Annotated in this window: 23 protein-coding genes; 7 read left to right on the top strand and 16 right to left on the bottom strand. The window is 64.1% G+C overall.

Annotated features, from left to right (window positions below):
- The first annotated feature begins 22 nt into the window (after positions 1-22).
- Positions 23-1,183: a PepSY-associated TM helix domain-containing protein gene (locus tag AB7532_RS14480; RefSeq protein WP_441235449.1), complete on the top strand. Its 1,161-nt coding sequence runs from the start codon at positions 23-25 to the stop codon at positions 1,181-1,183.
- An 85-nt stretch (positions 1,184-1,268) separates the two neighbouring features.
- Here AB7532_RS14480 and AB7532_RS14475 read toward each other — a convergent pair whose 3' ends face one another.
- From AB7532_RS14475 to AB7532_RS14465, 3 genes are all read right to left on the bottom strand, one after another.
- The gene (locus AB7532_RS14475; protein WP_441235448.1) at positions 1,269-1,817 is read right to left on the bottom strand and encodes a hypothetical protein; all 549 of its coding nucleotides are present in this window, start codon (positions 1,815-1,817) and stop codon (positions 1,269-1,271) included.
- A 246-nt stretch (positions 1,818-2,063) separates the two neighbouring features.
- The gene (locus AB7532_RS14470; RefSeq protein WP_441235447.1) at positions 2,064-3,623 is read right to left on the bottom strand and encodes an acyl-CoA carboxylase subunit beta; all 1,560 of its coding nucleotides are present in this window, start codon (positions 3,621-3,623) and stop codon (positions 2,064-2,066) included.
- On the bottom strand, positions 3,553-4,527 hold the full coding sequence (locus AB7532_RS14465; RefSeq protein ID WP_441235446.1) for an IclR family transcriptional regulator: 975 nt from the start codon (positions 4,525-4,527) through the stop codon (positions 3,553-3,555). The genes AB7532_RS14470 and AB7532_RS14465 overlap by 71 nt, the downstream gene beginning before the upstream one ends.
- 96 nt (positions 4,528-4,623) lie before the next feature.
- Between AB7532_RS14465 and AB7532_RS14460 the strand changes: the two genes are divergently transcribed.
- The 4 genes from AB7532_RS14460 (at position 4,624) to glsA (ending at position 10,283) form a co-directional block, all read left to right on the top strand.
- Complete coding sequence (locus AB7532_RS14460) at positions 4,624-4,845, top strand: acetyl-CoA carboxylase biotin carboxyl carrier protein subunit (RefSeq protein WP_441239278.1); 222 nt, start codon at positions 4,624-4,626, stop codon at positions 4,843-4,845.
- 166 nt (positions 4,846-5,011) lie between these two features.
- Positions 5,012-6,175: a TAXI family TRAP transporter solute-binding subunit gene (locus AB7532_RS14455; protein ID WP_441235445.1), complete on the top strand. Its 1,164-nt coding sequence runs from the start codon at positions 5,012-5,014 to the stop codon at positions 6,173-6,175.
- A gap of 43 nt (positions 6,176-6,218) precedes the next feature.
- On the top strand, positions 6,219-8,417 hold the full coding sequence (locus AB7532_RS14450) for a TRAP transporter permease (RefSeq protein WP_441235444.1): 2,199 nt from the start codon (positions 6,219-6,221) through the stop codon (positions 8,415-8,417).
- A 21-nt stretch (positions 8,418-8,438) separates the two neighbouring features.
- Positions 8,439-10,283, top strand: a complete 1,845-nt coding sequence (gene glsA, locus AB7532_RS14445) for a glutaminase A (protein ID WP_441235443.1) — start codon at positions 8,439-8,441, stop codon at positions 10,281-10,283.
- Positions 10,284-10,553: 270 nt separating this feature from the next.
- Here glsA and AB7532_RS14440 read toward each other — a convergent pair whose 3' ends face one another.
- On the bottom strand, positions 10,554-11,081 hold the full coding sequence (locus AB7532_RS14440; protein ID WP_441235442.1) for a carboxymuconolactone decarboxylase family protein: 528 nt from the start codon (positions 11,079-11,081) through the stop codon (positions 10,554-10,556).
- Here AB7532_RS14440 and AB7532_RS14435 point away from each other — a divergent pair.
- Positions 11,080-11,466, top strand: a complete 387-nt coding sequence (locus AB7532_RS14435; RefSeq protein ID WP_441235441.1) for a hypothetical protein — start codon at positions 11,080-11,082, stop codon at positions 11,464-11,466. The genes AB7532_RS14440 and AB7532_RS14435 overlap by 2 nt on opposite strands.
- 111 nt (positions 11,467-11,577) lie before the next feature.
- Here AB7532_RS14435 and AB7532_RS14430 read toward each other — a convergent pair whose 3' ends face one another.
- The 12 genes from AB7532_RS14430 to AB7532_RS14375 all read right to left on the bottom strand — a co-directional run bounded on the left by AB7532_RS14430 (position 11,578) and on the right by AB7532_RS14375 (position 23,212).
- Positions 11,578-11,937 (bottom strand): Zn-ribbon domain-containing OB-fold protein, encoded by a 360-nt coding sequence (locus AB7532_RS14430; RefSeq protein ID WP_441235440.1) that lies wholly within the window; start codon positions 11,935-11,937, stop codon positions 11,578-11,580.
- The gene (locus AB7532_RS14425) at positions 11,934-13,070 is read right to left on the bottom strand and encodes a thiolase family protein (protein WP_441235439.1); all 1,137 of its coding nucleotides are present in this window, start codon (positions 13,068-13,070) and stop codon (positions 11,934-11,936) included. The genes AB7532_RS14430 and AB7532_RS14425 overlap by 4 nt, the downstream gene beginning before the upstream one ends.
- A gap of 148 nt (positions 13,071-13,218) precedes the next feature.
- Positions 13,219-14,418 carry a CaiB/BaiF CoA transferase family protein gene (locus AB7532_RS14420; protein WP_441235438.1) on the bottom strand — a complete coding sequence of 400 codons (1,200 nt, stop codon included), beginning with the start codon at positions 14,416-14,418 and terminating at the stop codon, positions 13,219-13,221.
- Between the two features lie 119 nt (positions 14,419-14,537).
- Positions 14,538-14,744 carry a hypothetical protein gene (locus tag AB7532_RS14415; protein ID WP_441235437.1) on the bottom strand — a complete coding sequence of 69 codons (207 nt, stop codon included), beginning with the start codon at positions 14,742-14,744 and terminating at the stop codon, positions 14,538-14,540.
- Between the two features lie 192 nt (positions 14,745-14,936).
- Entirely contained in the window at positions 14,937-16,106 is a 1,170-nt protein-coding gene (locus tag AB7532_RS14410; protein ID WP_441235436.1) for an acetyl-CoA acetyltransferase, read from the bottom strand.
- 59 nt (positions 16,107-16,165) lie between these two features.
- A complete protein-coding gene (gene eda, locus AB7532_RS14405; protein ID WP_441235435.1) occupies positions 16,166-16,816 on the bottom strand; it encodes a bifunctional 4-hydroxy-2-oxoglutarate aldolase/2-dehydro-3-deoxy-phosphogluconate aldolase in 651 nt (216 codons plus the stop codon).
- 13 nt (positions 16,817-16,829) lie between these two features.
- Positions 16,830-17,807 carry a sugar kinase gene (locus tag AB7532_RS14400; RefSeq protein WP_441235434.1) on the bottom strand — a complete coding sequence of 326 codons (978 nt, stop codon included), beginning with the start codon at positions 17,805-17,807 and terminating at the stop codon, positions 16,830-16,832.
- Between the two features lie 29 nt (positions 17,808-17,836).
- Positions 17,837-18,823, bottom strand: a complete 987-nt coding sequence (gene denD, locus AB7532_RS14395; RefSeq protein ID WP_441235433.1) for a D-erythronate dehydrogenase — start codon at positions 18,821-18,823, stop codon at positions 17,837-17,839.
- Between the two features lie 59 nt (positions 18,824-18,882).
- Complete coding sequence (locus AB7532_RS14390; protein WP_441235432.1) at positions 18,883-19,758, bottom strand: carbohydrate ABC transporter permease; 876 nt, start codon at positions 19,756-19,758, stop codon at positions 18,883-18,885.
- Between the two features lie 2 nt (positions 19,759-19,760).
- Positions 19,761-20,708 (bottom strand): carbohydrate ABC transporter permease, encoded by a 948-nt coding sequence (locus AB7532_RS14385; protein WP_441235431.1) that lies wholly within the window; start codon positions 20,706-20,708, stop codon positions 19,761-19,763.
- 68 nt (positions 20,709-20,776) lie between these two features.
- Positions 20,777-22,090 carry an ABC transporter substrate-binding protein gene (locus tag AB7532_RS14380; protein WP_441235430.1) on the bottom strand — a complete coding sequence of 438 codons (1,314 nt, stop codon included), beginning with the start codon at positions 22,088-22,090 and terminating at the stop codon, positions 20,777-20,779.
- Between the two features lie 60 nt (positions 22,091-22,150).
- Entirely contained in the window at positions 22,151-23,212 is a 1,062-nt protein-coding gene (locus tag AB7532_RS14375; RefSeq protein WP_441235429.1) for an ABC transporter ATP-binding protein, read from the bottom strand.
- 202 nt (positions 23,213-23,414) lie between these two features.
- On the opposite strand from AB7532_RS14375, the gene AB7532_RS14370 reads away from it, so the two are divergent.
- Entirely contained in the window at positions 23,415-24,515 is a 1,101-nt protein-coding gene (locus tag AB7532_RS14370; protein ID WP_441235428.1) for a LacI family DNA-binding transcriptional regulator, read from the top strand.
- Positions 24,516-24,572 lie beyond the last annotated feature (57 nt).

Raw genomic sequence — 24,572 nt, 5'->3', positions numbered from 1 at the left:
CAGCGCAGACGAGAATGCGAGCATGAACCGCGCGGCTTTTCGAAGATGGGTATGGGTGCACACATGGTCGAGCCTCGTCTGCACCCTGTTCCTCCTCGTGATCTGCATCAGCGGACTGCCGCTGGTCTTCAGGGAGGAAATCGTCGACCTGCTCGACGACGGCCTGCCCTATGCGCGCCTCGCCGAGGGAGTGCCGAATGCGAGCCTCGATCGCTTCGCCGAGCTCAGCCACAAGATGTACCCAAACGACATCCTGGTCTCGATCTACATCGACGACGACGAGCCGCATGCTTTGGTCTGGATGGCGCCGTCATGGGCGGCGTACAACGCCGATCGCAAATCGGGCCACTGGATTCGTTTCGATGCACGAACGGCCGACGTGCTCAAGCAATCGCAACCGATCAAACAGGAGCGTCCCTCCTTCCTCGGCATCATGGTCAATCTGCACAAGGACCTGTTTGCCGGCCTGCCCGGCGAGATGTTCATGGCCTCGATGGCCATCCTGTTCATCGCGGCGATCGTCTCGGGCATCGTAATCTACGGACCATATGCGCGCCGGATCGGGTTCGGCACGATCAGAGCGCATCGCTCCGCACGCGTGAAGTGGCTCGATTTGCACAATCTGATCGGTATCACCACGCTGACCTGGGGACTCGTCGTCGGCGTCACCGGGTTTATCAACCAGCTCTCCACGCCGCTGTTCGGCCTCTGGCTGCAAACCGACGTCGCCGCCATCTTGCGACCGCTCCAGGGCAAGCCAGTGCCGGCACAATTCGACCTGAGTTCACCTCAGGCCGCTTTCGAGCGCGTCCAGGCCGCACTTCCTGATATGCGCATGACATCCATCATCTACCCCGGCGCCAACTTCTCCTCGCCGAGCCACTATTTGATATGGACCAAGGGCAAGGAGCCGCTGACCTCGCGCCTGTTCACGCCGGTGCTGGTCGATGCGCGCAGCGGCAACATCGCGCACATCGTGACGATGCCCTGGTATCTGCGCGCCCTGCAAATATCCCGCCCGCTGCATTTCGGCGATTATGGCGGGATGCCGCTCAAGATCATCTGGGCGTTGCTGGATCTGGCAACAATCGTGATCCTGGGCAGCGGGCTGTTTCTCTGGATATCACGCCGAACCTCGGCGAAGCGCGTGGTCATCCTTCCGTCTTCGGAAGCCGCGGAATAGATGCGCAGGCCGACAGCGCGCGCCTTGCATCGATCGGCGCGCGTCGTGAGGCGTCGTGCATCGACATGGATGCCGGCTGGCTCCCTCAACCCATGGAGCCGCGCGGATTGACGATTGTATAGCCCCGCAGCGAACGTGCATGCATGCGCGTGGCGTGGCCGCCGGAATTGGCGTCGTAGGCCATCCACATGTCGCCACCGAGCGACTGCTCCAGGACGAAGACATGGCCACGTCGCGCTGCAACCATTCCCGGCGCAGGCGCCGCGCGCGGAAAGCGCAGCCAGTTGGACGCGAGATTCAATTCCGGCACCACGCGGCCGAACACGCGGATCGCCGCACCACAGCCGCAGAACGACGAGGGACAACCGGCCGGACGGCCGCCGATGACGCGATCACCGGAGGAGACGCTGATCGTCGTGGCGGTGTTACCGGCGTCGGTCAGCGTCATTTGCGTTGACCGATAGGCCTGCAATGACGGCCTGGGAGCCCGCTCGCGGCGCGGTTGCCCATACGAGAAGTCGCAGGGCATGGTGACGTTGCATTCAGAGGCTTGAAGCGTCCGATAGGGTCGCGCTTCCGAGGCCACGCAACTGACGAAAACAAAAAGACACGCAGAAACGACTCGCTTGATCATTGCAGGACTCCGGCTGGAGAACCCTGCCCCGGCCGGAGAGACCAATATTGGTTTGGCTGAAATGAGCCTGAAGCGCGGCGGAAAATGGCTGTGCTTGCGCGGGCTTAACCTGGGTTAATCTCCTTTCGCGCGCAACCAGGGCGCACAACAACCGTTATGCGAGCGCAGCGAAACGATCCAGAATCTTTCCGCGGAAGGACTCTGGATTGCCTCGTCGCTTTGCTCCTCGCAATGACGAGAGAGAGCCTAAGGCCTGATCGTCATGTTCTCCGGCGGGCCAGCTTTCCGCAGCGGCTCGGCGAGCCTTGCGAACTCGCACAGCAACGAGCGTGTCTTCGTGGGATCGATGATCTCCTCGACCCAGAATTTTTCGGCCGAGCGGAACGGCGAGCGCAGCTTGTTCAGCCGCTCCTGGATCTCCTTAAGCTTCTCCGCCTTGTCTTCGGCCGCGTCGATGTCGGCGCGATAGGCCGCTTCGATACCGCCTTCCAGCGGCAGCGAGCCCCAATAGGCCGACGGCCAGGCGTAGCGGATCGAGAAGCGATCGGCCGGCTGATGCACGACGCCGGCGACACCGAAGGCATTGCGCAGGATCACGGTGCACCAGGGCACGGTGGTCTGGTTGACCGCGGCCATGGCGCGGACGCCGTGGCGGATGGTCGCTGCCTTCTCGGCATCGAGGCCGATCATGAAGCCGGGGCAGTCCATGAGATAGACGATCGGCAGGTGGAAAGTTTCGGCGAAGTCGACCCAGCGCACCACCTTCTGGCAGGCATCCGCCGTCCACGAGCCGCCATAGTGGAAGCTGTCGCTGGCGAGCACCATCACCGCCCTGCCCTCGAGTCGCGCGAGACCGACAATGAGCGGCTTGCCGAAGTTTTTGGCGACCTCGAAGAACGAGCCCTTGTCCACGACCGATTCAATGATCGGCCGGATCTTGTAGACCTGCTTGCGGTTGCGCGGCACCGCGTTCATCAGGGCTTCGTCGCTGCGCTCGGGATGATCAGTGCAGGGCACGGTCGGCGGCAGCTCGTAGACCGACGACGGCAGATAAGACAGGAAGCGTCGCGCGCAGGCGAAGGCCTCTTCTTCGGTATCGACCGCATGGTCGACCGCACCGGCGCGGGTCTGGATGTCGGCGCCGCCGAGCTCCTCCTTCGAGAGGTCCTGCCCGAGCGCCTTCACCACCGGCGGCCCCGCGACGAACATCGCGGATTTCCGCGTCATGATGGAATAATGGCTGGCGGCAAGCCGCGCCGCACCGAGCCCTGCGACCGAGCCGAGGCCGAGCGCGACCACCGGTACGCGCGACAGGTTCTCGGTCGTAAAGCGATACCAGCGCGTGCCGCCGATGCCGCCCGGCAAATTCGCCGCGCCTTTGGTCTCGATGGTCTTGACCGAGCCGCCGCCGCCGGATCCCTCGATGAGGCGGACGATCGGCAGACGGAAATCGTGCGCCATCTCCTCGGCCATCAACGGCTTTGCCGAGATGGAAGCATCAGCCGAGCCGCCGCGGACCGTAAAATCGTCACCGACCACGACCACGGTGCGGCCATCGACGCGGGCGCGGCCGAACACGCAGTTCGCCGGCGTCAGTTTCTGCAACTCGCCGCTGGAATCGTACTCGCCGGTGCCGGAGACGGCACCGATCTCGTGGAAGCTGCCCTTGTCGATCAGCTTGTCGATACGTTCCCGAACAGTCAGTCGGCCCTGGTCATGCTGACGCTTGACCTTGTCAACGCCGCCCATCTCCCGCGCGAAGGCTTCGCGCCGGGCGAGCTCGTCGAGTTCCGGCTTCCAGTTCATCCACTCCCTCCGAATTGATCGGCTTGTTATTGTTATGCACGGCCATTGCGACCGGTTTGCGCGAGATGCGGTTGTTGAAGGCGTCGCCTTCCGCGCCTTCCATCAGGCTGCCGAGCGAGCGACCGAGCGTGAGCATCAGCGGCGCCACTTCGGCATGCAGACGCTGCTCGTCATACATCGCCGAGAGCAGGCCGATGGTGATGACCACGAAGGTCTGGTACTGCGGCGACCAGATCGGCACCGCGAGCCCGTTGATGTGCGGGCTCCAGATCCCACAGGCGGTGACATAGCCGCGGTCGCGCAGCGACTGCCGGTTGGCCTCGATGCGGGGCCGCAGGATCTTTGCAGCCTCGGGCGCTTCCCGCTCCATGTCGTTGATGAAGGCATCGCCGACTTCGGGCGCGAGTGCCGCGGTGTAGGCCGCGCCGGCGGCGGTCGAGGCCATCGAGATGCGGCTGCCGGTGCCCTCGTGCAGGCCGAGCGCAGAGGCGGAGCGCGCAAACTGCAGGTAGACCAGATGGAAGCGATCGGGCACGACGAAGCCGACCGTGCCCGGCAGCTGCTCGGCGACTTCCTGGAGCCGCTGGCGGATCATGCTGCGTAGCTGCGCACCCTTCATCATCGAAGCGCTCATCGCCACCGCGCTCGGGCCGATGCGATACTTCTGGTCACGCGGCAGGTACACCAATTGCCCCATGCGCGTCAGCGTGTGCGTGAGACGCGACACCGTCGAGCGCGGCAGGCCGCAGCGATTTGAAATCTCGAGATTGCCGAGCCTGCTGTCGTGGCCCTCGAAGCATCGCAACACGTCGAACGCGCGCGACACCACCTGGATGACATCACCCTCACCGGCATCGCCAGCGAGCGCGCCTTGCCTGCTCAATCGCTCCGAACGTCGTCCCATCTGCTTCCTACCGCTTGTTCCGCTCTGCGGAATTAAATTCCACTTGCAGACGACGCTACCTCAGGCATTTTGCGACGACAACAAAAAGGCGATGGCATGCCAGAAATAAAGATCGTCACGGATGTCGCGGGTCGCATCTGCGCGACGCCCGTGCAAGTTGGAGGAACCGTTGCAGATGGCGACGAAATTGTCATCGTCGAAGCGATGAAGATGGAGATCCCCGTGCCTTCGCCCGCGAGCGGCACGATCACGTCGCTGCTCGTGAAGCTCGACGAAATCGTTGCGGAAGGACAGGCCGTCGCTGTTATCGCGAACTGACTGCGTTATCCGTAACTTCCGCGACAATCTGTCTGTCTTGTTCTCACGCGCGCGGTACGACGTTGCCATCGCATGATCGTGGTGACATGATCCGTTAAAACAAAACTCTGTTTCAAACAAAGAACGAAAATCTTCGCGGCAAACGCGGGGATCATTGGAGGGAAACATGCTTCGTGGGCTGATCATGCTCGCGCCTGCCTTGATTGCGGGCATTTCGGTTGCGTCTACACGCTATGCATTCGCCGAAGACATCAAGCTGCCGGCGACACTGACGTTCACCGCCTATGACACCGGCACCGCCGGCTTCAACATCGCGGTCGGTGTCGGCAAGATGATGAAGGACAAATACAGCACCGACGTGCGCGTGCTCCCCGCCGGCAACGACGTCGCGCGGCTCGCGCCGCTGCGCGCCAAGCGCGCGGCCTCATCCGCGATGGGATCGGGATCCTATTTCGCGCAGGAAGGCGTGTTCGAGTTCGGCAGCAAGGAATGGGGGCCGCAGCCGCTTCAGATCCTGCTCTCCTCCGTCGACTGCAATTGCGGCACGCTCGGCGTCGCTGCGGATTCCGGCGTGAAGGAGTTGAAGGACCTCAAGGGCAAGCGCGTCGGCTTCGTCGTCGGCTCGCCCGCGCTGAACCAGAACTCGCTCGCCGTGCTCGCCTTCGCAGGGCTTACGCAGAAGGACGTCAAGATCGTCGAGTTCGCGAGCTACGGCGCGATGTGGAAGGGCCTGATCAACAACGACACGGATGCGGCCTTCGGCACCACCATCACCGGTCCCGCCAAGGAAGCCGAGACCTCGCCGCGCGGCCTGATCTGGCCGCCGCTGCCCGCCAAGGACAAGGAAGGCTGGGCACGGATGCAGAAGGTCGGCTCGTTCTTCTTCCCGCAGACGGCCACCTGCGGCGCCGGCATCACGCCGGAGAGGCCGATCGAGCTCGGCAATTATCCCTATCCGATCTTCGTCGCCTATGCCGCACAACCGGCGGACCAGATCTACGCGATCACCAAGGCGATGATCGTGAACTACGACGCTTACAAGGACTCCGCGCCGGGCGCCGGTGGGCTTGGCGCCGAACGGCAGACCAAGAATTGGGTGGTGCCGGTGCATCCCGGCGCAGTGAAGGCGCTGAAGGAAGCCGGGCAGTGGAGCGACGCGCAGGAGGCGCACAACAACAAGCTGTTCAAGCGGCAGGACGTGCTCGCCGCCGCGTGGACGGATTACGGCAAGTCCAATCCGCCCTCGGACGAAAAGGCCTTCCTCGACGGCTGGATGACGGCGCGCGCCACGGCGCTGGCCAAGGCCGACATGCCGAACGGGTTTGATTGATCGTCAAGCCCGCCTGCCGCAGATAGGTTGAGGGAGAGCGCCGATGTCAGAGACTGCGGCAGCGCCGGCGAAGACAATCGAGCTCGCAGATCCGCATCTCGGCGCCGCCGCCGAGTTGCAGGAAGCCGAGGTCACGCGCGTCCGCACGTTGAAGGGCGTGTGGCGCTGGGTGCTGATGACGGCGACCGCAGCCACCATCCTGCTGTGCGTCAACCAGCAATTCTCGCTGCGCTTCTTCGTCGACTACACCCAGCTCAACACCGAATATTTCTATCTGCTGATCGCGTTGATGCTGCCGTTCACCTTCCTGATCTTTCCGGGATCGCAGACCGCGTCGCTCGACCGCATCCCCTGGTACGACCTCGTGCTGTTCGCGGCGACCTTCGGCGCGGCGATCCTGCTGATGCTCAACATCCGCAGGGCCGCGCAGCTCGGCTGGGAGTTCGACGGTGCACCGGCGAACGTCGTCGCCGCAGGCCTCGTGATGTGGTTCGTGCTGATGGAGGCGCTGCGCCGCACCGGCGGCTGGAGCCTGCTGCTGAGCGTATTGCCCTTCACGCTCTATCCGCTGTTTGCGGACTCTTCCTGGCTCGGGCCGTTCCGCGGCACGCAATCGACGCTGGCACAGACCACATCCTATCACATGCTCTCCGGTGAGAGCCTGCTCGGGATTCCCATTCAGGCCTTTGCCGACACCGTGATCGGCTTCCTCGTGTTCGGCACCGCGCTGATGATGACGGGTGCGGGAAAGTTCTTCATCAACATCGCCTTTGCGATGTGCGGCACGTTCCGGGGTGGCGCGGCAAAAGTCTGCGTGTTCGCCTCCGGCCTGCTCGGCACCGTCGGCGGCAGCATCGTCTCCAACGTTCTGACCGCAGGCACGATGACGATCCCCGCGATGAAGAAGACCGGATTCACGCCGTCCTATTCCGGCGCGATCGAGGCCTGCGCTTCGACCGGCGCGGTGCTGGCGCCGCCCGTGCTCGGCGCCACCGCCTTCGTCATGGCGCAGTTCATGAACACCGGCTATGCCGACGTCGCGCTCGCCGCGACCATTCCCTCGATCCTCTATTACGTCGGCCTGTTCGCGCAGGTCGACGCCTACGCCGCCCGTCACAAGCTGAAGGGCCTGCCGCGCGCCGAACTGCCACGCTTCTGGGACGCGTTCAGGGAGGGCTGGTACTATCTGTTCGTGATCGTCGTGCTGGTGGTGATGCTGCTCTACTTCAAGCGCGAGAGCCACGCACCGTTCTATGCCTCCGTGCTGCTGGTGATCCTGCACCAATGGTCGGGACCAGCCCGCTGGAAGCTCGGCAACACGCTCGTGCTCGTCGGTTCGATCGCGGCAACGGCTGCGATGTTCTGGTACGGGGTGCTCAACGCCGCGCTGTGGGGCATGTGCCTTCTTGCAGCGCTGAACGAATTCTTTCCCGGCAAGAACTGGGGCGGCGCGCGCTGGCTGCACTTCCTCGAACTCAACGGCAAGACGTTCGTCGAGCTGATCGCGATCCTCGCCGGCTGTGGCCTGCTGATCGGCGCGTTCTCGCTGACCGGCGTGATCTCGAGCCTCGCCAACGATCTGCTCAGCATCGCCGGCGGCGATGCCTTCCTGCTGCTGTTCATGTGCGCCTTCACCAGCCTGATCCTCGGGCTCGGGCTGACCACGACCTCCTGCTACATCTTCCTCGCCATCCTGGTCGCGCCCGCGCTGGAGAAGCTCGGGCTCAACAAGATGGCCGTGCACATGTTCATCTTCTACTGGGGCATGCTGTCCTCGATCACGCCACCGGTCGCGATCGCCTCCTTCGCGGCGGCCGGCATTGCCGGCGCACCCGCGATGAAGACGGGCTGGGAAAGCATGTGGGTCGGCAGCATCATCTACTTCATCCCGTTCTTCTTCGTGCTCAACCCCGCGCTGCTGCTCCAGGGGCCAAATCCCTATCTCGAGGCATTCGGGCTGACCGGGCTTGCCTGTTTCGGCATCGTCTTCATCTGCGGCGGCATCCAGGGCTATCAGGCCTATGTCGGCGACCTCCGCGGCGCCGGCGCGCTGGAATGGCCGATCCGCGTGCTGCTGGTGATCGGCGGCTTCGTGATTGCCACACCCGGCGGCGGGATCATGCCGCTGTCGCAGCTGCAGGTGACGCTGCTCGGCCTCGCCATCCTCGTGCCCACGGTCTTGCTCGCCCTGCTGCTGGTCCGGCGGCAGGGCCCACTTCCGGACGGGTTGCGCGCCCCCTGATTGCGATGCACAAGGGAGGCGATGACGACACCGCCTCCCGCCTCCGCCTGGACCCGCTCGAAGCCGCCTTTGCTGCGGTTTCTGGGCGATTGCCTCAGCGAATTCTCGGCCGAGACCTCGGGCCATGTCGCTGACTACATTCCCGAGCTTGGCAAGGCCGACCCTGCCTATTTTGGCATCAGCCTCGCGACCATGGACGGCCATGTCTATGAGGTCGGCGATAGCCGGGTGCCGTTCACCATCCAATCGATGTCGAAACCGTTCGTGTTCGCGCTGGCGCTGGACCTGCTCGGCGCGGGCAAGGTCGAGAGCGCGATCGGCGTCGAGCCGTCGGGCGATCCCTTCAACTCGATCCGGCTCAATGCGGACAACCATCCGTTCAATCCGATGGTCAATGCCGGCGCGATCGCCTGCACCGGGCTGATCTATGACAGCAAGGGCGCTGACGCCTTCGAGCAGATCCGCCTCGCGCTCAGCCGCTTTGCCGGACGCGATCTCGCGGTCGATGAGGCGGTCTACGCCTCGGAGAGCCAGACCGGCGACCGTAACCGCGCCATCGGTTATCTGCTCAAGACCAATGCGGTGATCTCGGACAATGTCGCTGGTGTGCTCGACGTCTATTTCCGGCAATGTGCGGTGCTGGTCACCGCGCGCGACATCGCGGTGATGGCGGCAACACTGGCCAATCGCGGCGTCAATCCGGTCACGGGCGAGCAGGTGCTGACGCCTTACGCGATCTCGCGCACGCTGTCGGTGATGACGTCGTCGGGCATGTACGACTATGCCGGCGAATGGATCTACCGGATCGGCATCCCCGCCAAGAGCGGCGTCGGCGGCGGCATTCTGGCGGCGCTCCCTGCCCGCCTCGGGCTCGGCAGCTATTCGCCGAGGCTCGACAAGCACGGCAACAGCGTGCGCGGCATCAAGGTCTGCGAGGCGCTGTCCTCGCATTACGATCTGCACATGCTCAATCGCAGCGACGACGCCCGCAACGCCGTCATCGCCGATTACGACATCGGCAAGAGCCCGTCACGGCGCGTGCGCCGGCCGCAGGAACGCGAGATTCTGGCCGCGCACGAGCAGGACGTACGGGTCATCGAGCTGGTCGGCACGCTGTCGCTCTCGGCGGTCGACTACGTTTCGCGCCGGCTCGCCGGACAGCAGCGGCCGCAGATCGTGATCTTCGATCTCCACCGCGTCACCTCGACGACCCGCGCCGGCGCGCGTCTCGTGGCCGAGGCCTTCGCGGAGCTGGCTGCCCTGAGCGTGACCGTGGTCCTGTCAGGCGTCCGGCGGGCCTCCAGGGAATGGGTCTCTTTGCGGGAATGGACTGCGGAGCTGAAGAACGTCCGCGACTTCTACCTGCTCGACACCGCGATCGAATGGGCCGAAGACCAGATCGTCTATCGCTATGGCGGCTCGATCGACTTCCACGAGACCACCGAGCTTGCCGAGCAGCCGCTGCTTGCAGGCATGAGCGAGGAAGAACTGACCGACCTCGCCTCGATCTGCGCGGTCAGGACCTTTCAGTCCGGCGCGAAGATCATCACGACCGGCGATCCCGCGAATTCCCTGTTCTTCCTGCGCAGCGGCGCGGTGCATGTCACCCTGCCCGACGGCGTGCGGCTGGCAACGCTGACGGCCGGCATGGCCTTTGGCGAGATGGGGCTGCTGGAGCCGACCCGCTCCGCCGACGTCTTCGCGGACATGTCGGCGACCGCCTACGAAGTTTCGCTGAAGGATTTCGAGCGCTTCCGCAAGCAGCACCCGCGCGCGAGCGAACGGGTCATGCGCAATCTGGCGCAGTTGCTGGCCGATCGGCTGATCGTCGCCAATGCCAAGGTGGATATCCTCAGCGCGACGTGAGTTTGGCGGGAGACCACCGCTCCTTCCCCTCGTCATTGCGAGGAGCGAAGCGACGAAGCAATCCAGAGTCTTTCGTAACTGTCCCCGTCATCCTGAGGTGCGAGCGATGGAGCGCAACGCGCTCCGTCGGGAGCCTCGAAGGATGAACGGCCCCGATCCAGCCGGGCCGTCGTCCTTCGAGGCTTGCGCTAGCGCGCAAGCACCTCAGGATGACGGTGATGGACCGGCACTTGCCCCTCGCAATGACGGAGCGTGTGGAGAAAGCGCCCCTCAGCCCACCACCTCGGTGACTGGCTGAAGATCGATCTCGAACGTCTCCAGAAACTTCGACGTCATGATGTAGAATCCGACCGAGAGCTGGAGCTCGACCAGGGCTGCCGGCGTCAGCTTCGAGGCGATCGCCTTGAAGGTCGCATCCGTCGGCTTGTTGAGCTTCACGATCTCGTCGGTGAAGGCGAGCGCGGCGCGTTGCGTCTCGTCGAAGCATTTGGCCGCCTGCCAGTTCTCGAGCGCCTCGTTCTGCTCGTCGGTGACGCCGACATTCTTGCCGATGCGCTTGTGCGCGACGATCTCGTATGGAGCCTCGCACAGAATGCCGGTGCGCGTGATCGCGAGCTCGCGCACGATGGGATCGAGCTCACCCTTGTGGCGGATGGCACCGCCAAGGCGGCAGTACTGCTCAAAATAGCTGGGCGAATGCGACATCATCCGGAAGATGTTGGCATTGCGGTTCTTGTCGAGGATTTCGCGGGTGCGATCAGATGCCTTGGACGGGTCGCTGTAACCGATACGGGCCATGATTTTCCTTGAGTTTTTCCGACGGATTTTCTTGGGGCTTTTGATGCTTGTTGTCGCGATCGGCGAAAGTTCCCAAAAACTCTATTCTTGCGCGACCTTGGGAGCAACAACATCGAGTCAAAATGCCGCCGCATTGCTGATCGACCTTGGCACAGTCGATATTCGCTGCGTGGGGACAAATCGCGGTGAATACTCGCAAGGGGTGTTCCGAGTAAAAATAATTGGCCGTCTTTGCGCTTTGCGGCGCATTGATGAGTCACGCCCAAGTCTAGGGAGAAAAGGCATGAAGGAAGCCACCAAGGGGGCGGCCTCGGAAGCGCTCGCGCATATGCTGGCGGTGATGGCGATGCTCGTTATCGCCAGCATCTTGTTTTACGGGCGTTAGTTAAGAGTTGTGTGAGAGTTTTCGTCATTCCGGGGTGGCTCTCGCACAGGCCAGGCCCAGAATACTCGTTCCAGGCTCGGTCTCTCGACCGCCCCCGAATGACGAATCCCACTATTTTCCCTTCGTGAAGAACGGCACCAGCTTCCCGGCAAATGGCTTGAAGCTCGCGGCAACCTCATCGCCGATGGCAAGATCGTTCTCGCCATGCGCCATCATCCGAAAACCCTCGGCGCAATCGACCAGCAAAATATTGTAGGGCACGTGCGCGCGCGTTTCGGGCGTGGCGGCGCGGCAGACCAGCGAGGTCGCATAGACCCTGCCCTTGCCGCTGGCGCGCGCCTCGCGTGGATCGGCGGCACCGCACGCGGCGCAGAAGGCGCGGTGGAAATACTGCACATGGCCACATGACGAGCAGGTCTGAAAGACGATGGCCTGTTCGCCTCTGGTCCAATCCGCGATTCGTTCGCTCATCGCACCTGCTCCAGAAACATGCTGACATGGGACGACAGCACGCCGCCGTCGCCGTGCAGCAGCGCAATCGAGGCATCGCGCACTTGCCGATTCGCCGCCCGTCCCGTCATCTGCAAATGCGTCTCGACCAGATGCGCCATCGCGCCTCCGACGCCGCAATGGCCGTAACTGAGCAGGCCGCCATGGGTATTGAGCGGCATCGCGCCGTCGCGGCCGAAATGGCCCGCACGGATACGCGCAGCCGCCTCGCCGCGGCCGGCCAGGCCGAGGTCTTCCAGCAGCATCGCGAGCGTAATGGTAAAACTGTCGTAGATCGCGGCGTAGCGCACGTCGGAGATCGCAAGGCCCGTGGCTTCCTTGGCGCGGGCAATGGAGATTTCGGCGCCGAGTTCACTGAACGCAGGTGCAGCGGTGACGTGCTGATGGGTATGCGCCTGCGCGCAGCCGCGGATGCGCACGCCGGCCTCGCCGGTCCGCTCGCGACTGATGACGAAGGCTGCGCCGCCGTCGGACACCGGACAGCAGTCCAGCAGCTTGAGCGGCATCGCCACCGGCTTCGATTCCATGACGTCGGCGACGGTGATCGGATCGTGGAATTGCGCGCCGGGATGGGCGCAGGCGTGCGCGCGCATCAGCACCGCGAATTCGGCGAGGTCTTCTTCGGTGACGCCGTATTCGTGCATGTAGCGGGTGGCGACGAGGCCGTAATAGGCAGGAATGGTCGGCCCCAACGGCACCTCGTAATCGGGATGCCCGACCTGCGCCAGCGCCTGGATCGAGGCATCGCGGCTCTGCCCGGTGAGGCGGTTCTCGCCGGCGGCGACAAGCACGTTACGGCAGACACCTGATACGACGAGATGATGGGCGAGCATCGTCATCGCTAATCCCGTGGCGCCGCCGACCTGCACGGCGTGGGCGTAAGCCGGGCGGATGCCAAAATGCTCGGCGAAGACGGTGGCCAGCATGATGTGCGGCGAGACGGTGGAGTAGCCGCAGAGAATGCCGTCGATCTCGCTGCGCTTGAGCCCGGCATCGTCGAGCGCGGCTTGCGCCGCCCTGCTCATCAGGTCGAGCGAGGATGAGCCTTCGTGCTTGCCAAAAGGCGTGAGGCCGACGCCGGTGATGAAGCTCATCTCGCCACCTCTCCGCTGTCATTCCGGGGCGCGACGCAGTCGCGAGCCCGGAATCCATAACCACGATCGGGAGTATGGATTCCGGGCTCGCGCCAAGGGGCGCGCCCCGGAATGACGGATGAGAGAGTCGTGGCCATCACTGCCTCCTCTACTCCGGCGCCGAGTGCGTCACGCCATCGCGGACCATGGCCGCGATCTCATCCTGGGAATAGCCGATCTCGCGCAAGATCTCCGCGCCGTGCTCGTTGAGCCGCGGCGCCAGCCGCACAGGTTCGGCCTCTGTCTCCGACCAGGTCGCCGTCACCTTCATGCTGCGGATCGGCCCTTCGGTCGGATGCTCCACGACCGGGAAGAAGTTCGTCGCTTCGAGATGCTCGTCGTGCAAGACGCCCTGAAGGTCGTGCATCGGCATGACCGGCACGTCGGCCTTGGTCAGCAGGTCGATCCACTCGGCCGTGGTACGCGTCTCGAAGATGCGGGCGAGCTCGGCATAGACGACGTCGATATTGGCGGCGCGGCCGGCGAAGCTCGCGAATGTGGGATCGGCGCGCAGATCGTCGCGGCCCGTCGCCTTGAAGAAATTTTCCCACTGCTTGTCGTTGTAGACGATGACGCTGAGATAGCCGTCGGAGGTCTTGTAGGGCCTGCGGTCGCGCGAGAGGTGCCGGGCATAGCCGCCCTTGTCGAGCGGCGGCTCGTAGGTCAGCCCGCCCATGTGGTCGCCCATGACGAAGCCGGCCATGGTCTCGAACATCGGGATGTCGACGCGCTGGCCGCGGCCGGTGCGGTCGCGATGCACGAGGCTGGCGCAGATCGCGCCGACGGCGGTGAGGCCGACGATGCGGTCGACCAGCGCGTTCGGCACGTAGCGCGGCACGCCGTCGCCGGTTTGCGCCATCAAGGCGGGCAGCGCGGTGGCGCCCTGGATCAGATCGTCATAGGCGGGCTTCGCCGCATAGGGCCCGTCCTGGCCGAAGCCGAACACACCGGCATAGACCAGGCGCGGGTTGATTGCGGAGACCACGTCGTAGCCGAGCTGAAGCCGCGCCATCGCCTGCGGGCGGACGTTGTAGACGAGCACGTCGGCGTCCTTGAGAAGGCGCAGCACGGCCGCGCGGCCTGCGGGCTTCTTGAGATCGAGACAGATCGAGCGCTTGCTGCGGTTGGTGTTGAGGAACACCGGGCCCATGCCGGTGTGCCGCATCGGGCCGATCAGACGGGTGACGTCGCCGTCGAGCGATTCCACCTTGATCACGTCGGCACCGTAGTCACCGAGCATCTGGGTCGCGTAAGGCCCCATCAGCACGGTGGTCATGTCGACGACCTTGATGCCCTTCAGCGGCCCCATTCGTTCGCTCCCGATTGCGCAGGCTCAGATCAGCCCTGCGATTTCGGTCCAGCTAAAGGCACTCCCACCGCGCGCGCAAGGGCGGCCGGCGTATGGCCGCATGCGCGACGCCGTATCCGCTATTTCTTCTGGCGGGATTCGCGGATCTTGAGGAGCCGGTCGAGCTCGTCGTTCTGCTGGTTGATGCGGTCGGCGATCCGCGACTCGTTCTGCTCGCCGGATGCGGCGGCCGCCTGCTCGATGAGCTGGCGGATATTGTCCTCGAGGATCGCGATGCGATCGTTCAGTGCGTCGATGGAGAGGGAGTCTTCGTAGTCGTTGCTCATGATGTCGTCCTAGCAATCAGGAGCCCTAAGGTGGGCCCAACGACGCGGGCCCACCATGATGTAGCTCAAGGGCCGGAGGGTGGATGAGCCGCAGGCGTCGTCCACCAACTTTGTCGTCGAGGAGAGAGAAGTGGTAGGTTACGCCAGCGACCGCGCTTCGCGCAGCCGCCGTCTAACCCACCCTACGCAACCCTACTTCAGCGGCTCCAGGATGGAGACGTAATTGGCGACGGCGGCGCCGCCCATGTTGAAGATGCCGCCAAGCTTGGCGTTCTTGAGCTGCATGCCCTCGGGCGCCTGACCCGCGAGCTGCATCGCGGTCATCACGTGCATGGAGACGCCGGTGGCGCCGATCGGATGGCCCTTCGACTTGAGGCCGCCGGACGGATTGACCGGCAGCTTGCCGTCCTTGAGCGTCCAGCCTTCCTTGATGGCGCGGGCGCCCTGTCCCTTCGGCGTCAGGCCCATCGCTTCGTATTCGATCAGCTCGGCGACCGTGAAGCAATCATGGGTCTCGACGAAGGAGAGATCGGTGAGCGCGACGCCCGCCTTCTCCAGTGCGCGCTGCCAGGCGACCGTGCAGCCTTCGAACTGAAGGATGTCGCGCTTGGACATCGGCAAGAAGTCCTGGGCATGCGCCGTGGCGCGGAAGCCGATCGACTTGGTCATGCCCTTGGCGGTCTCGGCATCGGCCAGGATCAGCGCCGCGGCGCCGTCGGAGACGAGCGAGCAATCGGTGCGCTTCAGGGGGCCGGCGACGTAGGGGTTCTTCTCGCTCTCGGCGCGGCAGAAGTCGAAGCCGAAATCCTTGCGCATCTGGGCGAAGGGATTGGCGACACCGTTCTTGTGGTTCTTGGCCGCGATCATTGCCAGTGCATCGGACTGGTCGCCGTATTTCTGGAAGTAGGAGCTGGCGATCTTGCCGAACACGCCGGCGAAGCCGCCGACTGTGTCGCCGTCCTCGGGCAAATACGACGCCTTCAGCAGGTTCTTGCCGATCTCCGGCCCCGGCGTACGGGTCATCTGCTCGACGCCGACGACCAGCACGATCTTGGCAGCGCCTGCGTCGATCGCACGCAGGCCCTGGTGCACGGCGGCGGAGCCGGTGGCGCAGGCGTTCTCGACGCGCGTGGTCGGCTTGAAGCGCAGCTTCGGGTCGGCCTGGAGCACCAGCGAGGCGGTAAAATCCTGCGGCGAGAAGCCGGCATTGAAATGGCCGAGCACGATTTCGTCGACGTCGCTGGCCGATATGCCGGCATCCGCGATCGCCTCATTGGCCACGCGGGTGACGAGGCTTTCGACGGTTTCGGTGTCGAACTTGCCGAACGGCGTATGCGCCCATCCGACGATGCTGGCGGTCATGGTCTCTTCTCCCTGGGGTCTCTACCTGAGCTAAGTCTTAGCCCAGGGATGGCAAGACTTCACGCGGGTTTCAGTGCCTGGAGGGTGCGCTGGCAGATGGCAGTTATGCCGGCCCAGTTCCCGGCCTTGATCTCCGCCGTCGGGCACAGCCAGGAACCGCCGACCGCAACCACATTGGGCTCGGCAAGCCAGGTCGCCGCATTGGCCTCGCCGACGCCGCCGGTGGGGCAGAACCGCACGTTCGGGAACGGTCCGGCGAGCGCGCGCAGGCCCTTGATGCCGCCGGCCTGCTCGGCGGGGAAGAATTTTGCGACATCGAGGCCGTAGGACAGCGCCAGCATCAGCTCGGACGCCGTGGCGATGCCCGGCGCGAACGGCAAGGAGCTGTGGGCCGCGGCTTTCAGGAGATCCGGGGTCAGGCCCGGGCTGATGCCGAACGCGACGCCGAGCTTCTCGACGCGGGTGAAGTCGGCCGGATTGAGAATCGTGCCGATACCGACCACCGCTTCGGGGACTTCGGCCATCATCGCCCGCGCGGCCTCAATCGCAACGGGAGTGCGCATGGTCACCTCCAGCGTGCGGACGCCGCCGGCGACCAGCGCGCGCGCCAGCGGCACGGCATCCTGGATGCGCTCGATGGTGAGGACGGGAATGACGGTCGCGGCCTTGAACAGCGCGACGAGGTGGTTCTGTTGAGCAGCGGTGGTCATCTTGGCTTTCGTTTCACTTGGTCGCTTGACGCGTGGTCGGCGGCCGGTGCCGCTTCTTCGGCGGCATGGCATAGCCCGGAATGATGGCGCCAGCATAGCAGATCACGAGGCTCGCGAGCCGATGCCCGGCCTGGGCCGCCTCGACCGGATCGGAGCCTGCGAGCCGGGCGGCGATGTAGGCCGCAGCAAAGCTGTCGCCGGCCGCCGTGGTGTCAACGACCGGCTTGGTCATGGGTTCGGCCCGGACCTCGCTGGTGCCGCCAGGGAAGCGCAGCAGGCTGACGGGCTCAGGGAGCCGGAACACCAATTCAGGCGTGGGAATGCGCGCCATCAGCTGGTCCTGGCTCTCGCCGGGATAGAGCGCGAGCAGATCCTCGGTCGAGGTCAGCACGATGTCGGCAGCTGCAAAGGCCGCCGCAAACACTTCGCGCGCGACATCGCGATCGGGCCAGCCGCGCGCGCGGAAGTTGGTGTCGAACACGAAGCGGGTGCCGAGCAGGCGCGCGCGCTTGATCGCCGCGAACAAGCGCTCGCGTCCGGCCGCATCGTAGATCGAGAGCGTGATCGCGGAGAGATAGACGATGTCGTAGCTCATCAGCGAGTTGAGCAGCTCGTCGGTCTCCGGCAGGCTCATCAGCTGGCGCGCCGCCGCGCTGTCGCGCCAGTGGAAGAACTGGCGCTCGCCTTTGGCATCCAGCTGGATCATGTAAAGGCCGGGCAGCCGGCCCGGCAGCCGCACGACGCGCCGTGTGCCGACGCTCTCCGCATTCCAGGCCGCGATCATCTCATCGCTCAAGGCGTCGTCGCCGAGCGCGGTGAGATAATCGACCTTGACCTCGAGCCGCGCCAGGTACACCGCCGTGTTGAGGGTGTCGCCGCCGAAGCCGCGCGCGTACAGGCCGCCGCCCTGCCCGGCAGCCCCAGAGGTATGTCCCCCCTGGGCCTGCCGGAGCTCGACCATGCACTCACCGATGCAAGCAACGCTCGCCATCGTCATATCCACGCTGTTCATCGGTTGGATCAGGCGACGAAATTGCCGCCGAGCTCGTCGTCGATGTGGATGCGGATGATGTCGTCGAAGGTCTTCTCTTCGGTGGTGAAGCCGAGCTCGCGCGCCCGCTTCGCCTCGAAATTGCGCGGCCAGCCGCCGACGATGCCGACGATGAACGGATCGAGCTCATGCTTGATGCGCGCGGCGACCTTGTCGCCGGCGACCCGCTTGAGCGCGGCGATCTGCTCGCCGACCGTGGCCGAGAAACCGGGCATGGTCAGGTTGCGGCGCGGACCGACCTTGGCGAGGTCCATGGTGCTGGCATGGAGCAGGAAGCCGACGGCCGAGCGCGGCGTGGCGTGCCAGTGGCGGACGTCCTCGGACACCGGGAGCACCGCTTCCTTGCCGGCCAAGGGCTCACGCAGAATGTTGGAGAAGAAGCCCGATGCCGCCTTGTTGGGCAGGCCGGGCCGGATGCAAATGGTCGGCAGGCGGATGCCGATGCCGTCGAGGAAGCCGCGGCGCGAATAATCTGCGAGCAGGAGCTCGCCGATCGCCTTCTGGGCGCCGTAGCTGAGCAGCGGCGTATGAAAGAACTCGTCGCCGATGGCCTCCGGGAACGGGGCGCCGAACACTGCGATCGAGGACGTGAACACCACGCGCGGCTTGTAGCCGCCGCCGACGAGGCGGACAGCGTCGAGGAGCATCCGCGTGCCGTCGAGATTGATGCGGTAGCCCTTGTCGAAATCGAGTTCGGCCTCGCCCGAGACGATCGCGGCGAGATGGAAGATCACATCGGGCCGGCCGGCGATCAGCTTCTCGGCCGCGCCGGGGACGGCGAAATCGCCCGAGACGGTCTCGACGGGGAAACCGGCCTTTTCCGGCTTCTTGGGCTCGACCACGTCATGCATGGTCAATTTGGTGATGTCGCTCTTGCCAAGCCGGCCGTCGCGCAAGAGACGTTCACACAATTTGCGGCCGACCATGCCGGCGGCGCCCAGAACCAGAATGTGCAAGAGCCTACTCCTTCTTATTGGCGCGCTGTCCGCAGCGCGCCCTCATTGCGGCCCCGCGATTACTCCTTCACGGCGCCGGTCATGGCCGACACATAATACTCCACGAAGAAGGAATAAAGGATAACTACGGGGACCGAGCCGGTCAGGGCCGCCGCCATCAGCGCGCCCCAATGATAGACGTCGCCGTTGACGAGCTCGGTGATAGCGCCGACGGGAATGGTCTTGTTCTCCGACGAGGAGATGAAGGTCAGCGCATAGATGAACTCGTTCCAGGACAACGTGAAGGCGAAGATTCCCGCCGAGATTACCCCCGGCAGCGATAGCGGCAGCGTGATCTTGACCAGGATCTGGAGCCGCGTCGCCCCGTCGATCAGCGCGCACTCCTCCAGCTCGTAGGGAATGGTGCGGAAATAGCCCATCAGGAGCCAGGTGCAGAACGGGATCAGGAAGGTCGGATAGGTCAGGATCAGCGCCAGATTGCCGTCGAACAGGCCGAGCTGGAACACGATCGCCGCCAGCGGAATGAACAGGATCGACGGCGGCACGAGATAGCCGAGGAAGATCGCCAACCCGACATAGCGCGAGCCCTTGTAGCGCAGGCGTTCGATCGCATAGGCGGCGCAGACGCTGGCGAACAGCGAGATGAAGGTCGAGGACACCGAGACGATCACGGTGTTCCACATCCAGAGCGGATAGTCGGTGTCGAAGAACAGCTTCTTGATGTGCTCCAGCGTCGGATGCACGATCCAGAACGGATTGTACTTCTCGTAGTCGTACATCTCCGCGTCCGGCTTGAACGTCGCGATCGCCATCCAATAGAACGGGAACAGCAGGAAGAAGATGATCAGGCCGAGCGGAAGATAGACGCGCAGGAACTTCCGCGGGAAGCTCTCGAGGTAGTCCATTCCGACGCTTTGGTCGTCTGCGGTGCTCATGGTCAGTCCCTCCCGCCCTGTTGCCAGCGAGAGCGCTGAAGTCCGAAGAAGCTGAGCAGGATTGCGGCCACCAGGAACGGGATCATCGCATTCGAGATCGCCGCGCCCTCACCGAGATTGCCGCCGGTGATGGCACGCTGGAACGACAGCGTCGCCATCAGATGCGTGGAATTGATCGGTCCGCCCCGCGTGATGGTGTAGATCAGCTGGAAGTCGGTGAACGTCATCAGCACCGAGAACGTCATCACGACCGCGATGATCGGCGACAGCATCGGCAGCGTGATGTGGCGGAAGCGCTGCATGTTGGTGGCGCCGTCGAGATTGGCGGCCTCGTAGAGCGAGGGCGAAATGGTCTGAAGTCCTGCCAGCAGCGTGATCGCCACGAAGGGCACGCCGCGCCAGATATTGGCGGCGACGACCGACCAGCGCGCGTTCCAGGGATCGCCGAGGAAATCGATGTAGCGCGTGATCAGGCCGGCCTTGAGCAGGACCCAGGAAATGATCGAGAACTGGCTGTCATAGATCCACCAGAACGCGATCGCGGAGAGCACCGTCGGCACCACGAAGGGCAGCAGAACGATGGCCCGGATCATCGACTTCATCGGCAGCCGCTCGTTGAGCAGCAGCGCCAGGTAAAGTCCGATGGCAAATTTCACGGCGCTCGCGGCGACCGTATAGAAGATGGTGTTGAACACCGAGAGCCAGAACACCGAGTCCTTCGACAGCGAGACGAAGTTCGCAAAACCGATATAGCGCCCTGCCCCGCCGATCTTGGTGTCGGTCATGCCGAGCCAGAAGCCCAGCGCCAGCGGGTACGCCAGAAATAGGATGAGAATCGCGATCGCCGGCACCATGAACATCGCGCCGAGACAGTTCCGGCTCTCGAATGCTCTGGTCCACAGGCTGCTGCGCTTGACCTGCGCGACAGCGGACTCGGCCATGACTGCCATGTCGGATTCCCCTAAGGCTAACAGTCACGGCGTCCGGCGAACCGGACGCCGCGCAGATTGGAGCTTGATCAGACCTGGTAGTAGCGCTTGGCGCGCTCGGCGGCGCGTGCGGCCGCCTGCTTCGGCGTGGCCGAGCCCGAGGCTGCTTCCGCGAACATGTCGACGACCACGAAGTCGCCCATCACGGCGGCGGAGGCATAACCGAGATCGCCGGCAAAGCCGTTGTCGCGGCAGCGCTTCAGGCAGTCGCGATACGGGGTGATCTTCGGATCCGACGTCCACACCGGGTTGTCGTTGTAGGCCGGCAGCGGCGGAGACACGTAGCCATTCGAGGAAACCTCCCAGGCGTCGTAGTTCTCCTTGTCCATCATGAACTTGATGAATTCCTTGACCGCCTTCGGATACTTCGAGTGCTTGTAGCCGTAATAGACCAGCACGTTCTGCTGCTCGGTCGACACGCCAACAGGACCGATCGGCATCGCCGCGTGGTTCATGTCCTTGGCGATTTCCTGCTGCTTGGGATCGGTGGAGTTCTTGCCGACGGTCCAGATCGAGATGCCGTTCAGGGTCAGGCTGAGTTCGCCGTTGAGGAACGCCTTGTTGTTGTTCGAGTCGTTCCACGACAGCACGCCGGGGATGAAGGTCTCGTACAGCTGCTTGACGTATTCGAGCGCGGCGATCGTCTCCGGCGAGTCGATCACGACCTCGTTCTTGTCGTTGACGACCTTGCCGCCGAACGCCCACAGCGCCCACTGGCACCAGCCGTTGGCGTCGCCGGTGGCGTGACCGAGCGCGAAGCCGGCCGGCGTGTTGTTCTTCTTCAGCGCCTGGCAGAGCTTGAGGAAGCCGGCGGTGTCCTTGGGGAATTCGTCGAAGCCCGCGGCCTTCACGTGGCTGACGCGGTAGTTCAGGCAGCCGCCGGTCGCGCCCTGCGGAATGGCGATCCAGCTGTTGCCCTTCTTGCCGTAGCGCTCCGCGACCGGGTACCAGCCGCCATACTGCTTGCCGAGATAGTCGGCGACATCGGTCATGTCGATCAGCTTCTCGGGGAATTTGTGGGGATCGTCGAGCGTGCCGATGATGAGGTCGGGACCGGCGCCGACATTGGCGGCGACCGCCGCCTTCGGCCGGATGTCTTCCCAGCTCTCGGCCTCGAGCTTCACCTTGACGCCGGTCTTCTCGGAGAACTTCTTGGTCTGCTCGGCGAACTTGTCGAACTCGGCCTGGATGAACTGCTTCCAGCGCAGCACGCGGATGGAGGCGCCCGCCTCCGGCGTGTTGGTCCACTCGGCCGCACGGACCGGGACGATGCCCGGGCCGGCCAGCAACGCTGCGCCGCCCAGGCCAGCTTTAAGCACACTTCGCCTGTCGAAATTGCTCATCGTTCTCTCCCTGAATTTTATATTTGTATTATTTGGTAGTTCGGCAGTCCTTCGACGTCGCTACAGGCGCTTGCCCGTCGCGTCGTCGAACAGATGGACCAGCGACGGGTCAGGCTTCAGCTTGACCTTGTCGCCCGGATTGAACTGGTGACGCTCGCGGAAGACCGCGACGACCTGCTCGCCGCCGACCTTCGCGAACACCTGCGTCTCCGAGCCGGTCGGCTCGACCACGATGATCTCGGCATCGGCACCGTCGTCAGCGATGGTGAAATGCTCGGGCCGCACGCCATAGACGACAGGGCGACCGTCGGACGCCGCCGGCGCGTTCTTGAGCGGCAGCTTGACGCCGTTCGGTCCCTCGAAGGTCGCAACGCCGTTCACGCGCACATGGCCCTTCAGGAAATTCATCGAGGGGGAGCCGATGAAGCCGGCAACGAACTGGTTTTCCGGCTTGTCGTAGAGCTCGAGCGGCGTGCCCATCTGTTCGACGATGCCGTCATGCATGACGACGATCTTGTCGGCCATGGTCATGGCCTCGATCTGGTCGTGGGTCACGTAGACGGTGGTGGTCTTGAGCCGCTGATGCAGCTCCTTGATCTCGGTGCGCATCGCGACGCGCAGCTTGGCGTCGAGGTTCGACAGCGGCTCGTCGAACAGGAACACCTGCGGATCGCGCACGATGGCGCGGCCCATGGCGACGCGCTGGCGCTGGCCGCCGGAGAGCTGACGCGGATAACGTTCGAGCAGCGGCGACAGCGCGAGGATCTCTGCGGCGCGCTTGACGCGCTTGTTGATCTCGTCGGTGCTCTCGCCACGCAGCTTCATCGAGAAGCCCATGTTCTCGCCGACGGTCATGTGCGGATAAAGCGCGTAGTTCTGGAACACCATCGCAATATCCCGCTCCTTGGGCTGGATATTGTTGACGACGCGGTCGCCGATCGAGATCGTGCCGGAGGTGATGTTCTCGAGGCCTGCGAGCATGCGCAGAAGCGTCGACTTGCCGCAGCCGGAGGGGCCGACCAGAACGACGAACTGGCCGTCCTCGATCGGAATCGAGACGCCGTGCAGGACTTCAAAATTGCCGAACGATTTCCGCACGTCGCGGATTTGCACAGACGACATCTCACTCCCTCCTCGAAAGTCCACGGCGACTCTTGCGCCGCGACCGTCTTGTTCTTTCAGACTTCACCAACCGAAGCCCGTTCTTACCAGGCGACATTGTCGGCAGTTTGTGCGGTTTTGGCAATTTGTCTTTGGTTAGTCGTTGCTGGTAGCGCTGTCAACGATCCTTTGTTTGCGGCAATGGCTATGCTATGAGCAACAAATGGGTCGAAAGCGCACCAAGTCAGGCAAAATCCGGCTGGCGGAAGTCGCCGAGCTTGCGGGCGTCAGTCCGATTACGGCGTCCCGATTCTTCCGTAACCCGGAGGCACTGTCGGTCGCCAAGCGGACGCGGGTCGAGAGCGCGGCCAAGGAGCTCGGCTATGTGCCGAACTTGGCGGCGCGCGCGCTGGCCTCGCAACGCACCGAAGTGATCGGTGTCTTGATTCCGTCACTGACCAACAACGTGTTCTCGGACGTGCTGCGCGGCATCTACGACGCCTCCGAAGGCAGCCGGTACTCGATCCAGTTGTCCAACACACGCTACAGTATTCTCCAGGAGGAGAAGCTGCTGCGCCTGTTTCTCGCGCAGAAGCCGGCCGGGCTGATCGTCACAGGCATCGACCAGACCACGGAATCGCGCGCGATGCTGGAGGCGGCCGATTGCCCGATCGTGCAGATCATGGAGATCGGGCCCAATCCGGTCGACATGATGATCGGCTTTTCGCACTACGATGCAGCGCGCGCGGCGATTGCGCATCTGTTTGCCCAGGGTCATCGCAAGATCGGCTTCGTCGGTGCGCGCATGGACCCGCGGGTGCAGCGACGGTTGGACGGATACGTCTCGGCGATGAAGGACGCCGGCCTATTCGAGCAGCGGCTCGTCGTCACGACGGCGACGCCGACTTCGGTGACGCTCGGCGGCGCCCTGTTCACGGATCTGCTGGCGCGGGAGCCCGGCATCGATGCGGTGTTCTGCGCCAATGACGACCTCGCGCTCGGCGTGCTGTTCGAATGCCGCCGCCGCGAGATTGCGATCCCCGAGCAGATCGCGATCGTCGGATTCAACGACCTCGAATTCATGGCCTCCGCGGTCCCGACCCTGACCAGCGTGCGCACCAACCGCTACGAGATGGGCAACACGGCCGCCGCCATGCTGATCGAAGCGATCGACGGACAGCGCCCGGAGCACCCGGTGCTCGATCTCGGCTTCAAGGTGGTCGAGCGGCAGAGCTCGTCGGCGCGGCGTTCGGACGGCAGGCCGGCCGCATCGGGCGTGGGCGCAGCGAACAAAATGATAGCGTTACCAAGTAGCCGTGACTAATATCGAACTCGTGAGGAAATGACCCGCCAACGGGCCTTTGAAACATCGATCGCGCCG

The sequence above is a fragment of the Bradyrhizobium sp. 930_D9_N1_4 genome (assembly GCF_052076015.1).
Classification (GTDB): domain Bacteria; phylum Pseudomonadota; class Alphaproteobacteria; order Rhizobiales; family Xanthobacteraceae; genus Bradyrhizobium.
The sequence above is the reverse complement of the archived record's forward strand: the minus strand, read 5'-3'. Positions and strand labels throughout refer to the sequence as shown.

Excerpts from the sequence above, each read along its gene's own strand:
- AB7532_RS14420 (WP_441235438.1), bottom strand. The coding sequence starts at position 14,418 with ATGGGGCCGCTGAAGGGCATCAAGGTCGTCGACATGACCACCGTGCTG.
- AB7532_RS14385 (WP_441235431.1), bottom strand. The coding sequence starts at position 20,708 with ATGGCAGTCATGGCCGAGTCCGCTGTCGCGCAGGTCAAGCGCAGCAGC.
- AB7532_RS14380 (WP_441235430.1), bottom strand. The coding sequence starts at position 22,090 with ATGAGCAATTTCGACAGGCGAAGTGTGCTTAAAGCTGGCCTGGGCGGC.
- AB7532_RS14430 (WP_441235440.1), bottom strand. The coding sequence starts at position 11,937 with ATGAGCGAACGAATCGCGGATTGGACCAGAGGCGAACAGGCCATCGTC.
- AB7532_RS14425 (WP_441235439.1), bottom strand. The coding sequence starts at position 13,070 with ATGAGCTTCATCACCGGCGTCGGCCTCACGCCTTTTGGCAAGCACGAA.
- AB7532_RS14450 (WP_441235444.1), top strand. The coding sequence starts at position 6,219 with ATGTCAGAGACTGCGGCAGCGCCGGCGAAGACAATCGAGCTCGCAGAT.
- AB7532_RS14370 (WP_441235428.1), top strand. The coding sequence starts at position 23,415 with ATGGGTCGAAAGCGCACCAAGTCAGGCAAAATCCGGCTGGCGGAAGTC.
- AB7532_RS14375 (WP_441235429.1), bottom strand. The coding sequence starts at position 23,212 with ATGTCGTCTGTGCAAATCCGCGACGTGCGGAAATCGTTCGGCAATTTT.
- AB7532_RS14435 (WP_441235441.1), top strand. The coding sequence starts at position 11,080 with ATGATTTTCCTTGAGTTTTTCCGACGGATTTTCTTGGGGCTTTTGATG.
- AB7532_RS14460 (WP_441239278.1), top strand. The coding sequence starts at position 4,624 with ATGCCAGAAATAAAGATCGTCACGGATGTCGCGGGTCGCATCTGCGCG.
- AB7532_RS14415 (WP_441235437.1), bottom strand. The coding sequence starts at position 14,744 with ATGAGCAACGACTACGAAGACTCCCTCTCCATCGACGCACTGAACGAT.
- AB7532_RS14465 (WP_441235446.1), bottom strand. The coding sequence starts at position 4,527 with ATGGGACGACGTTCGGAGCGATTGAGCAGGCAAGGCGCGCTCGCTGGC.
- AB7532_RS14400 (WP_441235434.1), bottom strand. The coding sequence starts at position 17,807 with ATGGCGAGCGTTGCTTGCATCGGTGAGTGCATGGTCGAGCTCCGGCAG.
- AB7532_RS14440 (WP_441235442.1), bottom strand. The coding sequence starts at position 11,081 with ATGGCCCGTATCGGTTACAGCGACCCGTCCAAGGCATCTGATCGCACC.
- AB7532_RS14390 (WP_441235432.1), bottom strand. The coding sequence starts at position 19,758 with ATGAGCACCGCAGACGACCAAAGCGTCGGAATGGACTACCTCGAGAGC.
- eda (WP_441235435.1), bottom strand. The coding sequence starts at position 16,816 with ATGACCACCGCTGCTCAACAGAACCACCTCGTCGCGCTGTTCAAGGCC.
- AB7532_RS14455 (WP_441235445.1), top strand. The coding sequence starts at position 5,012 with ATGCTTCGTGGGCTGATCATGCTCGCGCCTGCCTTGATTGCGGGCATT.
- glsA (WP_441235443.1), top strand. The coding sequence starts at position 8,439 with ATGACGACACCGCCTCCCGCCTCCGCCTGGACCCGCTCGAAGCCGCCT.
- AB7532_RS14410 (WP_441235436.1), bottom strand. The coding sequence starts at position 16,106 with ATGACCGCCAGCATCGTCGGATGGGCGCATACGCCGTTCGGCAAGTTC.
- AB7532_RS14475 (WP_441235448.1), bottom strand. The coding sequence starts at position 1,817 with ATGATCAAGCGAGTCGTTTCTGCGTGTCTTTTTGTTTTCGTCAGTTGC.
- AB7532_RS14470 (WP_441235447.1), bottom strand. The coding sequence starts at position 3,623 with ATGAACTGGAAGCCGGAACTCGACGAGCTCGCCCGGCGCGAAGCCTTC.
- AB7532_RS14480 (WP_441235449.1), top strand. The coding sequence starts at position 23 with ATGAACCGCGCGGCTTTTCGAAGATGGGTATGGGTGCACACATGGTCG.